This window comes from Nocardia vulneris (assembly GCF_001613425.1).
GTDB classification, from domain to species: Bacteria; Actinomycetota; Actinomycetes; order Mycobacteriales; family Mycobacteriaceae; genus Nocardia; species Nocardia vulneris.
The window spans coordinates 443,132-456,315 of record NZ_BDCI01000035.1 but is presented as its reverse complement, the minus strand read 5'-3'; the positions used below and the strand labels follow the sequence as shown (position 1 = coordinate 456,315).

Annotated in this window: 12 protein-coding genes; 2 read left to right on the top strand and 10 right to left on the bottom strand. The window is 69.0% G+C overall.

Features of this window, described 5'->3' with window-relative positions:
* From NVU01S_RS42730 to NVU01S_RS31860, 3 genes are all read right to left on the bottom strand, one after another.
* Positions 1–165 (bottom strand): thiamine pyrophosphate-binding protein (locus NVU01S_RS42730; RefSeq protein ID WP_043669988.1); only part of this gene is annotated, 165 nt, incomplete at its 3' end.
* A gap of 2 nt (positions 166–167) precedes the next feature.
* Positions 168–1,058, bottom strand: a complete 891-nt coding sequence (locus NVU01S_RS31865) for a 2-hydroxy-3-oxopropionate reductase (RefSeq protein ID WP_043675896.1) — start codon at positions 1,056–1,058, stop codon at positions 168–170.
* Between the two features lie 32 nt (positions 1,059–1,090).
* Entirely contained in the window at positions 1,091–1,915 is an 825-nt protein-coding gene (locus NVU01S_RS31860; protein WP_043675899.1) for a hydroxypyruvate isomerase family protein, read from the bottom strand.
* Between the two features lie 168 nt (positions 1,916–2,083).
* Between NVU01S_RS31860 and NVU01S_RS31855 the strand changes: the two genes are divergently transcribed.
* A complete protein-coding gene (locus NVU01S_RS31855) occupies positions 2,084–2,848 on the top strand; it encodes an IclR family transcriptional regulator (RefSeq protein WP_043675902.1) in 765 nt (254 codons plus the stop codon).
* An 84-nt stretch (positions 2,849–2,932) separates the two neighbouring features.
* Entirely contained in the window at positions 2,933–6,082 is a 3,150-nt protein-coding gene (ileS, locus tag NVU01S_RS31850; RefSeq protein ID WP_043675905.1) for an isoleucine--tRNA ligase, read from the top strand.
* A gap of 1 nt (position 6,083) precedes the next feature.
* Here the strand turns inward: ileS and NVU01S_RS31845 are convergent, their stop codons facing one another.
* The 7 genes from NVU01S_RS31845 to NVU01S_RS31815 are packed head-to-tail and all read right to left on the bottom strand — an operon-like array spanning position 6,084 to position 13,153.
* Complete coding sequence (locus NVU01S_RS31845) at positions 6,084–7,814, bottom strand: serine/threonine protein kinase (RefSeq protein WP_167829420.1); 1,731 nt, start codon at positions 7,812–7,814, stop codon at positions 6,084–6,086.
* Positions 7,807–8,559: a PP2C family protein-serine/threonine phosphatase gene (locus tag NVU01S_RS31840; RefSeq protein WP_043675911.1), complete on the bottom strand. Its 753-nt coding sequence runs from the start codon at positions 8,557–8,559 to the stop codon at positions 7,807–7,809. The genes NVU01S_RS31845 and NVU01S_RS31840 overlap by 8 nt, the downstream gene beginning before the upstream one ends.
* Positions 8,559–8,999 carry an FHA domain-containing protein gene (locus tag NVU01S_RS31835; RefSeq protein ID WP_043675914.1) on the bottom strand — a complete coding sequence of 147 codons (441 nt, stop codon included), beginning with the start codon at positions 8,997–8,999 and terminating at the stop codon, positions 8,559–8,561. The genes NVU01S_RS31840 and NVU01S_RS31835 overlap by 1 nt, the downstream gene beginning before the upstream one ends.
* Positions 8,987–9,643, bottom strand: a complete 657-nt coding sequence (locus NVU01S_RS31830) for a 4Fe-4S cluster-binding domain-containing protein (RefSeq protein WP_043675917.1) — start codon at positions 9,641–9,643, stop codon at positions 8,987–8,989. Before NVU01S_RS31830 ends, NVU01S_RS31835 begins: the two co-directional genes overlap by 13 nt.
* A complete protein-coding gene (locus NVU01S_RS31825) occupies positions 9,640–11,478 on the bottom strand; it encodes an AAA family ATPase (RefSeq protein ID WP_043675919.1) in 1,839 nt (612 codons plus the stop codon). The genes NVU01S_RS31830 and NVU01S_RS31825 overlap by 4 nt, the downstream gene beginning before the upstream one ends.
* On the bottom strand, positions 11,475–12,581 hold the full coding sequence (locus NVU01S_RS31820) for a hypothetical protein (protein WP_043675922.1): 1,107 nt from the start codon (positions 12,579–12,581) through the stop codon (positions 11,475–11,477). The genes NVU01S_RS31825 and NVU01S_RS31820 overlap by 4 nt, the downstream gene beginning before the upstream one ends.
* Positions 12,578–13,153, bottom strand: coding sequence for a hypothetical protein (locus NVU01S_RS31815; RefSeq protein ID WP_156161747.1), 576 nt, complete (start codon positions 13,151–13,153; stop codon positions 12,578–12,580). The genes NVU01S_RS31820 and NVU01S_RS31815 overlap by 4 nt, the downstream gene beginning before the upstream one ends.
* Positions 13,154–13,184 lie beyond the last annotated feature (31 nt).

Sequence of the window (13,184 nt, the reverse complement as noted above, 5' to 3'; positions counted from 1 at the left end):
TGACGCCGCCTCCACATGCCGCGCCAGCACATGCCCCATCCCCCCATGCGCACGCATCGCACTATAAAACGGATTGATCGCCGCTCCAGGCAAACCAAACGCCTGCGAAGCCCCCTCCTTCACCAAAATCAACACCGCAGCATCCACCGCACGCATCCGAGCCATTGTCAGTTCTCCTTGCCCGCGCGCCCGCTGAGGCGTTCCACCCCGCGTAGCAGGGCGCTGTGATCGAGTCCGCCGTCGCCGTTCGCCTTGGCGGCGGCCACCAGCTGGGCGACCAAGGCGCCCAACGGAACCACCACGCCGGCTTCGCGGGCCGCGGCCGTGACGATGCCCATGTCCTTGTGGTGCAGGTCGATTCGGAAACCGGGCTGGAAGGTACGCGCGAGCATGTTGTCCTTCTTCTGCTCGAGCACCTTCGACCCGGCCAGCCCGCCGCCGAGCACGCGCAGCGCGGCCTCGGTGTCCACGCCGTACGCCTCGAGGAAGAGCACAGCCTCGGACAGGGCCTGGATGTTGGCGGCGACGATCAGCTGATTGGCCGCCTTCACGGTCTGGCCGGAGCCGCTGGGGCCCACGTGCACGACGGTCTTGCCGACCACGTCGAAGATCGGTTGTGCCGCCGCGAAATCCGCCGCGTCGCCGCCGACCATGATGGACAGCGTGGCGCCGACCGCGCCCGCTTCGCCGCCGGAGACGGGGGCGTCCAGCAGCCGGAAGCCTCGCTGCGCCGCTTGTTTCGCGAGTTCGACCGTGACATCGGGCCGGATGCTGGAGAAGTCGATGATCAGTGCGCCGCGTTCGGCGCTGTCGAACACGCCCTTCTCCCCGGCCAGCACGTCCTGCACGTCGGGGGAGTCGGGCACCATCACGCAGATCACCTCGGCGCCGTGCACGGCGTCGGCGATCGAGGTGGTGGCGCGTCCGCCCGCCGCGACGAGCGGTGCGGCCTTGTTGGTGCTGTGGTCGTAAGCGGTCACCGAGTGACCGGCGGTGGCGAGGTGAACGGCCATCGGGCTGCCCATGATGCCGAGTCCGATGAATGCGATTGTGCTCATGCGATATCCCTGAAGTTGTTGCGTGACAGTAGTTATGCGGTGGCGCCGCGACGTTCGCGGGGCAGCCAGGCGAAGCTGTCGGCGGAAGCGCCCGACGGCTTGTATTCGAGTCCGACCCAGCCGCGGTAGCCACCGGCCTCGAGCGCGCCGAGTTGCTGGTCGAGCGGCAGGTCGCCGGTGCCGGGTTCGTGCCTGCCGTCGTTGTCGGCGATCTGGACGTGGGCGATGCGGGCGGTGTGCGCGGCGATCACCTTGTCCACGTCGTCACCGTTGACCGCCAGGTGGTAGAGGTCGGCGAGCAAGGCGATATTCGGTGCGCCGGTGGCGGTTTGCACCCGGTCGAGTACCGCGAGCGCCTCCGCCGCGGTGCGCAGCGGGTACCGGGTCGCGCCGCTCACGGGCTCGATCAGCACGGTGCCGTCGATCCGGGCCGCAGCGGCGGCGGCCAGCGCGAGATTCTCGGTCGCCACCGCGTCCTGTTCTTCGGGGGATGCCTCGTCGACGCGATTGCCATAGAGCGCGTTGAACATTCGGCAGCCGAGTCGCTCGCCGATGGCGAGGGTGGCGTCGATGTTGTCGCGGAACTCGGCGGACCTGGCGGGCCAGGACACCAGGCCGCGGTCGCCGAGCGGCATGTTGCCGGCCGCGAAGTTCAGGCCGACCAGCGCCACGCCCGCGTCGGCGATCGCGGCGACGAACGCGTCGGCTTCCCGGTCGCCGGGTACGGCGCTGTCGAACGGCCACCAGAACTCGACCGCGTCGAACCCTGCCGCGCGGACCGCCGCGGGCCGTTCGAGCAGGGGCAGTTCGGTGAACAGGAGTGAGCAGTTGACGGCGTAGCGCAGCGAATGACCCACGAAGACCTCCCGAGTAAATTCCGCTATACGGAAAAGAATTTCTGTTATGTGGAAGATGCTAGAAGTCTGGCTCGGGCCTCGTCAAGGAAATGCGCAGCGTTCGGCGGGTCTCGGCCGACCGGCCGGCCTGGGTAGACTTCCGCCATCCGGAAACATGGAGGTGGCCTGGTGACCGCAGCGAGCGAAGCCAAAGGACGGACCGGGGGCGTCCAATCGATCGAGCGTGCCTTCGGCCTGCTCGAGACGATGGCCGACGAGGGCGGGATGATGGGCCTCTCGCAACTCGCCACCGCGTCCGGCCTGCCGCTGCCGACCATTCATCGACTGGTGCGCACGCTCGTCGACCTGGGCTATCTGCGCCAGGAACCGTCGCGTCAGTACGTCCTCGGCCCGAAGCTGATCAAGCTCGGCGAGAGCTCGGCGCACATGCTGAGCGTCCGGGCCCGCCCGCAGTTGGCCCGGCTCGTGGACGAACTCGGCGAGTCCGCCAACATGGCCATGCTCGACGGCGATCAGATCGTGTATGTCGCGCAGGTGCCGTCACGGCATTCGATGCGCATGTTCACCGAGGTGGGCCGCCGGGTGCTGCCGCACTGCACCGCGGTCGGCAAGGTGCTGCTGGCGGGTATGCCCGCCGCGCAGACCCGAGAACTGTTGCAGCGCACCGGCATGCCGCGCTACACCGAGCACACCATCACCGATCCGGCCGAGTTCGCCGCGCAGTTGACGACCGCCGCGCAGCACGGCTACGCGATGGACGAGGGCGAACAAGAACTCGGCGTACGGTGCGTGGCCGTCGCGGTCCCCGACGCGCCCGCCCAGTTGGCCATCTCCATTTCCGGTCCGGTGGGCCGGATGTCCGAGGAACTCGTCGAGCGGGCGGTGCCGCTGCTGACCGAGGTGAGCCGGGCGCTCTCGGCCGACCTGAGCTGAATATCGGGTGCCCGCGCGTGGCGGTCGTTGTTAGCCTGCTTGCTTCAGCTTGCCTGTCCGAGCACGAAACCCTAGGAGTCCTCGGTGGTCCACGACGATCGACCCGCGTCACCGTTCAGCGTCCTGCCGACGCGCATCGAGCTGCCCGCGGCCGAATCGTCGATCATCGAATGGTGGCGGGCGCAGCGCATTTTCGCGCGCAGCCTGGAGCGCACCGCGGACGGGCCACGGTGGGGGTTCTATGAGGGCCCGCCCACCGCCAACGGGTCGCCGGGCGTGCATCACGTCGAAGCCAGGGTCTTCAAGGACGTTTTCCCGCGATTCAAGACCATGAAGGGCTATTCGGTACCGCGCCAAGCGGGTTGGGACTGCCACGGGCTGCCGGTCGAGCTGGCGGTGGAAAAGGAATTGGGCCTCAACGGGAAGCCGGAGATCGAGAAGTTCGGTATCGCCGAGTTCAACGCGCGCTGCCGGGAATCGGTGATGCGCCACGTCGGCGAGTTCGAGCAGCTGACCGAACGCATGGGGTACTGGATCGATCTGGCGCATCCCTACACCACCATGTCGCCGGAATACGTCGACAGCGTGTGGTGGTCGTTGCAGCGGATCTTCGAGCGCGGACTGCTCACCGAGGACTTCCGGGTGGCGCCGTACTGCCCCCGGTGCGGCACTACGCTCTCGGACCACGAACTGGCGCAAGGGTATGAGACCGTCACCGATCCGTCGGTCTACGTGCGCCTGCCGCTGGTGGATCCGGTGGCCGGCTTCGACGGTGTCGACCTGCTGATCTGGACCACGACGCCGTGGACACTGCCCGCCAACACCGCCGTCGCCGTCCATCCGGCGGTGAACTACGTCGTCGCGCGCACCGACGCCGGGACATTCCTTGTCGCCGAGACCCTTTCGGCTGCGGTGCTGGGCGAGAACGCGCAGCGGCTCGCCGAACTGCCCGGCGCGGAGCTGGCCGGCCTGCGCTATCGCCCCGCCTTCGACCTGGTCGATATCCCGAACGCGCACCGAATCGTGCTCGCCGACTACGTGACCACCGCGGACGGTACCGGCCTGGTGCATCAGGCCCCGGCGTTCGGCGCCGACGACCTCGTCGTCTGTCAGGCCAACGGGCTGCCACTGGTCAACCCGATCGAGTCCGACGGCCGGTTCTTCGGCGACCTGCCACTGATCGGCGGGCTGTTCTTCAAAGACGCCGATCCGGTGCTGATCCAGGAACTCCAGCGACGCGGATTGCTGTTCCGCCGCACCGATTTCGAGCACAGCTACCCGCACTGCTGGCGCTGCCACACCCGGCTCATGTACTACGCGCAGCCGTCCTGGTACATCCGGACCACCGCGGTACGTGAGCAATTGCGGCACGAGAACCAGCGGACCAACTGGTTCCCCGAGACCATCAAGCACGGGCGCTTCGGCAACTGGCTCGACAACAACATCGACTGGGCACTGTCCCGCAGTCGCTACTGGGGCACGCCACTTCCGTTGTGGCGCTGCGAGAACGGGCACGTCACGGCGGTCGGTTCGCGCGCCGAACTCGGCACTCTGGCGGGCACCGACACGGCGAGCATCGATCCGCACCGTCCGTACATCGACGCCGTGACCTTTGCCTGTCCGCAGTGCGCGACCACCGCCACCCGCGTGCCCGAGGTGATCGACGCCTGGTACGACTCCGGGTCGATGCCGTTCGCCGCTCTGGGCTATCCGCACGTCGAAGGGAGCGTCGCGGCGTTCCAGCGCAACTATCCGGCGCAGTACATCTGCGAGGCCATCGACCAGACGCGCGGCTGGTTCTACACCATGATGGCGGTGGGCACGGTGGTGTTCGATCGGTCCGCGTACGAGAACGTCGTGTGCCTCGGGCACATCCTGGCCGAAGACGGCCGCAAGATGAGCAAGCATCTCGGCAACGTGCTCGCCCCGATCCCGCTGATGGACGCGCACGGCGCCGACGCGCTGCGCTGGTTCATGGCCTGCTCGGGCTCGCCGTGGTCGGCGCGCCGGGTCGGTCCCGGCCCGCTCGACGAGATCACGCGGCGTCTGCTGATGACCTACTGGAGTACCGCGTCCTTCTTCGCGCTCTACGCGAGTAACTCGGCGTGGCAACCGGATTCGGCTCGTCCGGTGGCCGAGCGCCCGGTGCTCGACCGGTGGATTCTGAGTGAACTGCACACGCTCGCCGCGGAAGTGGATGCTCGGCTCGAGTCCTACGACACCACCGGCGCGGGTCGGCTGCTCGCGGAATTCGTCGACGCGCTGTCGAACTGGTACGTGCGGCGCTCGCGGCAGCGATTCTGGGACGGCGCGCAGGACGCCCTGTCGACGCTGTTCGAATGCCTCGAGGTCGGCACGCGGCTGCTGGCTCCGTTCATCCCGTTCCTCACCGAACGGGTGTGGCAGGACGTCGTGCGACCGGGTCTGCCGTCGGCGCCGGATTCGGTGCACCTCGCCGAATGGCCCGGTGCCGACCGGGCCTTGATCGATCCGGTGCTGGCCGAGCAGGTACGTACCGCGCAGGCGCTCGCGGAGGCCGGTCGAGCGGCGCGCAAGGCGAGCAAGGTGCGGGTCCGGCAGCCGCTGGCGCGGGCGTTCGTCGGCCTGCCGCCCGGCACCGAGCTGCCGCGCGAGCTGCTCGACGATGTCGCGGACGAACTGAACGTCAAGAGCCTGCAACGGTTGCAGTCCGCGGCGACGGTGCTCGACATCGGGGTGAAGGCGAACTTCCGGGCGCTGGGCAAGCGTTTCGGTAAGCAGACCCAAGCGGTCGCCGACGTGATCCACCGCGCGGACGCGGCCGAGCTGGTCCGCCGGCTGCGCGACAACGGCTCCGCGACAGTGGATTTCGACGGCACACCGGTCGTGCTCACCGCAGGCGATGTGCTCGTCTCCGAGCTGCCACGCAGCGGCTGGGTGGTCGAATCCCAGCGCGGTGTCACCATCGCATTGGACACCGAGATCACCCCGGAACTCGCGGCCGAGGGCAGTGCCCGGGATGTGGTACGCGTCGTCCAAAACGCCCGGCGCGAAGCGGGACTGGCGGTCTCCGACCGCATCGTGCTCACCGTCGCCGCGACCACCGAGGTGTCGGAGATCGTGCGCCGACACGAAAGCTTCATCGCCCACGAGACGCTCGCGACCACCGTGCGGCACGCCGAGTCGATCGAGGACGGATATACCGGCACCGTCGGGACTTCCGCCGAGATCGCGGTGCGGGTCGAACGGGCCTGAGCTAGAGGCGCGCCTCTTGCCGCAGCTGGGCGAACCACGAAACCTCCTCGGCCGAGGCCATATTCGGGTCCGCGAGGCGATGGCGGACACCGGCGACGTAACTGTCGGTGACCGCCTCGTCGCCTGCCGCCAGCAACAGCGCGTAGCGGATGACGTGGGTGCGCTGGGGTGCGCGGCCGAAGCGGATGTCGAAACCGTACTGCTGGCCCAACTCGTCGGCGTGCTGCACGATATCGCGCCAATCGGCGTCGATCATCGGATAGTTCGAGCGCTGCGGACCGCTCAGGCTGCCGACCAACTGCCGGTCGTACAGGGACGTGACGACCTCGGCGGCGTCGAATGCCGTGGCGAGGCCGCACAGGTCGGCCACCGTGTCCACGGGACGCCCCCGATAGGTGAGTGCGGCGGTGGGGGCGAGCTTGGCGGTGAAATAGGTGGCGAGTTCCTCCGGGCCCCAGCCGTCGCCGTAGGACTTCAGCTCGGAATACGAATCACCGGTGCGGACATCGTCGATCAGCCAGTTGAGCAGTGCGGCACGGCCGCGACCGGCCAGCGCGCGGGCGGCGGGTTCCGGATAGCCGGCCATCGCGGCGCCGAGCGACGCGCTGTCGTGAAACGTGCCGACGCCGGGCAGCGCGAACGGCGTCAGGGCCCGCCGCCCGCGGCCTGCGGATTCCTCGGTGCTCGGCGCCGCGCGGTGCACGGCCGGGGCTTTCCCGGCGAGCCACGCCTCGACCTCGGTGAACCCCCAGCGCTGCATCGGGTCTCGGGTCAGCAGGCCGGTGAGCAGGCGCTGCCATCGGCTGCGCATCGCGGGCCGCAGCGTCAGGTCGTCCAGGGCGGCCAGGGCGATGTCGCGGGTGTTCACCTCGGCGTCGATGGTGCTGTCCGCCAGCTGCCGGCCCGCGTCGTCCTCGAAGTAGCCGCGGCCGACGAGTACCCGGTAGAGCACCATGCCGACACTCCACCAGTCGTCCTCGACCCGCCAGCGTTGCGGCGCACCGGGTGCGCTGTAGGCGGCGGTGCCCTGACCGGTGTTGGTGATCTTCGACCGGCCGCCCAGATCCACCGCGAGGCCGAAGTCGGCGAGCACCAACTCCAGCGGTAGATCCGAACGCACCAGGATGTTGCGGGGATTCACGTCGCCGTGCACGAGCGTGCTGCCGTTCGGCCGCTGCAACGCGTGCAGCTTCGTGGCGAGCTGGCGCAGCACCTCCACCGCGAGATCCGCTGCGCCGCCGTGCGGATCACGCTGCCGCAAGAAGCTGTCGAGCGAGCCGAAGCGGCAGTACTCCATCACCTCGAAGTGGATGTCCAGGTCGCTGCCGCGCTCGAAGACGCGCACCGAATGTTCGGCCCGGAAGCTGTCCCGATACTGCGGCGCCTCGAAATCCACACGGTAGCGGGGCACCTGGTGGAAGAGCTTGATCGCGAAGTCGTGCCCGTTGGTGGCCCGGCACAGCCACACCGTCGCCTCGCCGCCGCTGCCGAGCTTGCGCTGCACGGTGAATCGGGAAGCCAGTGCGGGCGGCAAAGGCTGGAACGTATCGTGCGGGCTGGGGTCGATCCGGGTCTGCGGTGCGGGTGGGCGCGCAGCGGCCTCGTTGTGTGCGGCGCCGCCGGGATGATCGAGCCGGGTCGGCGGCGCACTGGTGCCGGTGCGATCCAGTCGTGTCTCGGGCGCCGCGCGCCGACCGGAACCGGGGGCGTCCATGCGTGTTTCGTCAGCCATCGTCGTCTCCTTCGCCATCGCAGGCCATGACCTGCAGGACGGTCACGTTGTCGCCACCGCCGCCCGCGATGGCCAGATCGCGGAGCTGTGCGGGCAGGTCGGCCGCGCCTGCCGTGAAGAGCCGTTCGATCGCTTCGGGTTTCGCGTAGTCGTCGAGGCCGTCCGTGCACAGCAGCATGCCGGGGGCCGACGGCAGGCGGCAGGCGAAGAACGCCGGATCCAGCAGGGTGCGCCGGCCGCCGCCGAGCGCCTGCTGCAGCCGATTCGACTGGGCCGTACGGTGGTCCAGCGTCAGCTGGGCCAGATAGCGGCCCTCCAGCCGGTAGGCGCGCGAGTCACCGACATTGAACACCAGCGCGGACCCGTCCGGGTGTACCGTCACCCCCGCCACGGTGCAGCCCATGCCACGCAGTTCGGCTCGTTGCTCGCCGAGTTCGTCGAGCGTCTCCGAGATCCGTTGCAGCAGTGCGCTGATGACGGCCCTGGTCTGCTCGGGACCGGCCGACGTGACGACCGTCTCAGGGGCGGTGAGGGATTCGCAGGCCAATCGGCTGGCCGTCGCGCCCCCGGCATGGCCGCCGAGCCCATCGCACACGACGATCGTGGTAGGTCGGTCGATGCGTAGTTCGGCGGTGATCGTCGCGGGCATCGCGCCCTGCAACGCCCAACCGCCCCAGCCCAGCGCGTCCTCGTTGTGCGCGCGGGTCAGTCCGCGGTGGGTCACCGCGGCGATCCGGATCCGCATCAGGGCTCCCATTCGATCGTGACGGGCACGTCGGCGGCGAGCCGCAGGGTGTCGCCGCGGTCGATCGGATGCTCTTGGTGCTGTGGAATCCGGACGTCGTTCACGAACGTGCCGTTGGTGGAGGTGTCGGTGAAGTACAGGCGATCGCCGTCGTAGCGCAGCTCGCCGTGGAAGCGCGAGACATTGGTGTAGTTCTCGAAAACCACTGCGGCGGGGAAACCTTCGTCCCGGCCGATGCCCACGAGCTGGCCGGGCAGTATCCGCAGTCGCGCGCCCGAGGCGACGACGAGTTCGAGCGGGCCGCCGCGCGAAGGAGTTTCGGGCTCCGGTGGTGTCGACGTATCCGGCAGGTCGTGGCCGCAGTTCGGGCACATCAGGGTCGGTGCGCCGCGGCTGCCGCAGGCGGGACAGGTGACCTCGTCGCCGGTCAGGTCAGCCATGACGCGTCGTCCAGTTCGATGTCCTGCTCGGACAGCGCTGCGGTCAGCGCCGCCATATGGCCCGGCAGCGGAATGCCCACCAGCCGAACGGTTCCGTTGTCCACGTGCACGCCGAGTTCTCGTCGTTGCGCGGCATAATCGGTGAAGTCCGGTCCGAGGTAGCGTTCGCGGCCGAGGTCGGTCAGCACGTGCACGTGCTGATTCGACGAGCCACGCAGCGGCTGGCACCCCGCCTTCGCGGCGACGAACGGTTCGCTCACCAGGACGTCGACGGCGTCGAACACCCATGCGTATTTCGTGCGCAACCATTTCGCCGAGCGACCGGAGAACAGCAGGACGTCCAGCGGCGCACCGGTTTCGGCGTCCCGCCGCTCGATTCCGGCCAAGAGGGCACGCAATGCCTCGGGTTGGTCGGTGGGCTCGCCGCCGGAAATGGTCACGCCGTCCAGCGGTCCGGGAGCGTGCCGCAACCACTCCAGGACCCGCCGCACGTCGCAGCGCGTCGCCTCGTCGGACGGCCAGGTATCGCGGGCGAGGCAGCCATGACAGCCGACCGTGCAGCCTTGGAACCAGACGCCCGCGCGGGTGCCGAAGCCCAGGTTGCCCACCGGATAGTGCAAGCGTGACAACAACATCGAGGTCATCCCAGGGTCACCGTCCATCCGTCGTCCGACTCGGCCAGATCTGTCACGGTCGCCGCGCCGGTACCGGGCGGCAGGTCGAACAGCGCCCGCGCCAGCGGGTTGACCAGCAGCGCCTCCACCGCGGCGGCCACTCCGCCGCCGCCGAAGTCGAGCCGGGTCAGCGCCGCGGCCAGCAGCTGCTTGCGGACCGCGTCCTCGACCGTCACCGTGATGCCGGTGGTGGCGTGCACCCGGTCGATGACGTTCGAGACGAACTGCGGAACCAGTTGCGCGGCGGTCTCGTCGGAGATGAAGTCGAAGATCACCACGTCGTCGCCGATCCGGCGCAGTAACTCCGGCCGGCCGATCTCCTTGGTGAAGTAGTCGGCGATCGCCGCTCTGATGGTCGATTCGACCGTCGTGTACGGCGTGCCCCGGGCCACGATCGGCACTCGTTGGCCGGTCGAATCCGTCCGGTACACACCGAGATTCGAGGTGAACACGATGAGCGTCTCGGAGAAGTACACGGTAGAGCCGCTGCCGTCGGTGAGCCTGCCGTCGCCCAGGATCTGCAGGAACTTGTCCAGAATCCGCGGTGCGGCCTTTTCGATCTCGTCGAACAGGATCAGCCGGAAAGGCTGCTGGCGCACCGCGTTCGTCAGTTCGCCACCCGCGCTGTGCCCGGTATATCCCGGTGGCGCGCCGATCAGCCTGGCTTCGGTGTGCTCGGCGGAGAACTCGCTCATATCGAACCGGACGAACGCGTCGGCGCGGCCGAAGACGAGTTCGGCGATCGACTTGGCCAGCTCGGTCTTGCCGACTCCGGTCGGTCCGGCGAAGAACAGCACGCCTTGCGGGCGGGTGCCGCTGCCCGCCGTGTGGGCGCCGGTCAGTCCCATCGCCGAGCGGATCAGGATATCGACCGACTTGCGCACGGCGACCGGCTGGCCGAGCACCTTCGCGCCGAGCAGCTTCGTGCCCATCCGGATCCGCTGCTTGAGCGCAGCGTCCTGCCAAGGGTTTTCGGGGATGCCGACGCGAAAGGTGCGGATGGCGTCCTCGATCCGCTCGGCCGGGATCCGCCGATCGATGGCCAGGCGGTTGATCTCCTTGATCGAGCGCAGCGTCAAACCGCTGGTCTGCCCGGCGTAGCTGTCGACGACGGCTTGGTACTGCACCGAATCCCGCAGGGGCGCTTCGGGGAGCGACGAGATGAGCAGCGAGACCACCGCGCGACGTTGCGCGAGCCCGGCCGCCGGAATGGAGACCACCCGGGCGAGCTGTCCGCTGATCATCCAGTGCGGCAGGTCGTTCTCCCGGTCCAGCAGCCAGAAAACCGTGTTGTACAGCGATGTCCGGTGTGGTCCCGGCACGGTGCGCCGGGGCGCACCGGTCATCAGTCGCTCCGCGGTGATGAAGACGCGGTGCAGTTCCGCACTGCCCAGGTCCGCCGCGGGGACCAGCCGGGAGGCCGAGTCGATGATCAGGCAGCAGGGGCGTTCGGAGAGCACGACATCGTGCAGCACCCGCCGCAGCAGTGGTAGCGGATCGGTGGGCGTCCGGGAATTCGACGAGGCGGCGGCGCCGACGATCGCGGCGGCCACGCCGCCGTCGTCCATCATGACGCGCGCACCGTCCACCGGATCGAGCGCGATCACCGATCGATGCCCCGCCTCCGCCAGCACGCTGCGCAGCGCCTCCGCCACGCTCACCAGCCTGGTCGGGGTGCCGTCGGGGCCGGGCAGCAGCACGAGATCGCGCAGCGCGCCGGTGACCATGATCTGCGGGTTCGCGGCCAGCGCCACATCGATCTCGCGCAGCCAGGACGGCAGCGCCTCGACCACGGGTGAACTCATTGTTCGGCACTCCGTTCCACGGCGGATCGGCGGACGGTCGCGGTCGTCGCCGTCGCGGGCACGACCTCGACGGCGGCCAGTCCCGCCCCCGATTGCCGGAACCGGTCGGGTACGACGCCGTGTGCGCGTAGCCGATCCGGCAGCGCGCGGAGGTCGGCACAGATCTCGGCTTGCGCGGGCAACGTGACTTGTTCGGGCTCCGCACCGGTATGCACCGTGCGAATATCGATCTCCCCGTTGACGATCCGGGCCCGAACGCCCAACGCCGCCGATCCGGGGGCGGTGAGTACGATCGACCCGGCGGTGTCCATGGCGACGGGTGTGACCGCATAGCCGAGGTCCGTCAGGGCCTGCTGTACCGCGTCGAGCACGAATCGGCGCTCGCGCGTGGCGTCTTCGTGTGCGATCCGTGCAGCGACGAGTGTGCGGGCCTGTTCCAGCTCGGCCGTCGGGTCGAGCCCACGGTCGAGCTGGCCTTCGGCGCTGTCCAGTAGCCCGGAGACGGTGCTCGGGTCGGCCAGTTCTGTTGCGGCGGTGCGCAGTTCCGCAAGTTGCTCGCGGTCGGCGATTGCTTTGCGGGTTGTCGCGTTGGCGGCGGCGATGCGCGAATCGAGGTCGCTGAGCAGCATTTCGGCCCGCGTTGGGTCGGTGCATCGGAGCACGTCCGCGCCCGCCCGCGACAGCTCGGGTGCCGGGGCGAGCAGCGTGGTGAGCAGCCGTTCGACACGGGTGGACAGTCGAGGGCGGGTGGGCGTATCCGACTCGGTGCGCTCGGTTTCCGGCGCCGCCGGGTGCTGCCGGGCCAGGTCGGCGAGCGCCGTCGCCACCTCATGGCTGATCTGTTCGGCCCGCTGCTGCGTCTGTGCCTGCTGGATCGCGGGTTCCATCGCGGCGAGCGCGGTCTCCCATTGTTCGCAGGCCGCGTTGATCTCCGCGGATGTCGTGTACCGACCAGCGGGTGCCTGCGGCACGGAAAGGCCGACCGCGGTGCACCGTTCGGACACCCGGGCGGCGCGCGCGCCGAGCCCGCGCAGCCGCCGCTGCGCCTGCTCGCGCAGGGTGTGTTCGGGTACCACCTGATAGCGGATGGCGGCACTGCTCATCGGCTACCCGCTCGCGTGCCACGGTAGATCCCGTAGGCCAGGTGCCCCACCACGGCGAACGCCGACGGTAGCCACCACGCGCCGGCCCCCGCGCCGCTCACACCTTGGACAATGAACAGGACGACGCCGACGGCGAAGCCCCATGTCGCTGCAGGGGATACGACTTCCCGGTTCGGTGGATATGGAAACTGAAACGCCAGCACAGTGAGTGCGGCAACAGCGCTCAGCAGCACCACCGCGGCATACAGCCACAGCGAAACGAAATCGCCGAAGGTCACTGAACGAACGTCGTAAGCCGCGAACCAAACGGTGTCGGCGACGTCGTCGCTGAAGGCCGCGGCCATGGCACCCGACGCCGATACCAGGAATGCGAGGACGACCGCCCGGATCGCGAGCCGACCGGCCCTGATCAGGACGCGGCGGCGCAGGTCTGCGGCCTGACGCTGCCGGGCCCGCAACTGCTCGGTGACCCGCGCGTCCCGGCGCTGCCGCTCGCCCGCCGCCTCATCCCGTGCGGTATCGGCCGCGGCGTCCACCAGTAGGACGAGTGCCAGCATTCGATTCGACAGCATGGCAACGGCTAACCGTGCGGGGGAGTGGTGC

Coding starts and splice junctions, on each gene's coding strand:
- NVU01S_RS31835 (WP_043675914.1), bottom strand. CDS start 8,999: ATGGCTGACCTGACCGGCGACGAGGTCACCTGTCCCGCCTGCGGCAGC.
- NVU01S_RS31865 (WP_043675896.1), bottom strand. CDS start 1,058: ATGAGCACAATCGCATTCATCGGACTCGGCATCATGGGCAGCCCGATG.
- NVU01S_RS31825 (WP_043675919.1), bottom strand. CDS start 11,478: ATGAGTTCACCCGTGGTCGAGGCGCTGCCGTCCTGGCTGCGCGAGATC.
- NVU01S_RS31845 (WP_167829420.1), bottom strand. CDS start 7,814: ATGGCTGACGAAACACGCATGGACGCCCCCGGTTCCGGTCGGCGCGCG.
- NVU01S_RS31820 (WP_043675922.1), bottom strand. CDS start 12,581: ATGAGCAGTGCCGCCATCCGCTATCAGGTGGTACCCGAACACACCCTG.
- NVU01S_RS31830 (WP_043675917.1), bottom strand. CDS start 9,643: ATGACCTCGATGTTGTTGTCACGCTTGCACTATCCGGTGGGCAACCTG.
- NVU01S_RS31840 (WP_043675911.1), bottom strand. CDS start 8,559: ATGCGGATCCGGATCGCCGCGGTGACCCACCGCGGACTGACCCGCGCG.
- NVU01S_RS31815 (WP_156161747.1), bottom strand. CDS start 13,153: ATGCTGTCGAATCGAATGCTGGCACTCGTCCTACTGGTGGACGCCGCG.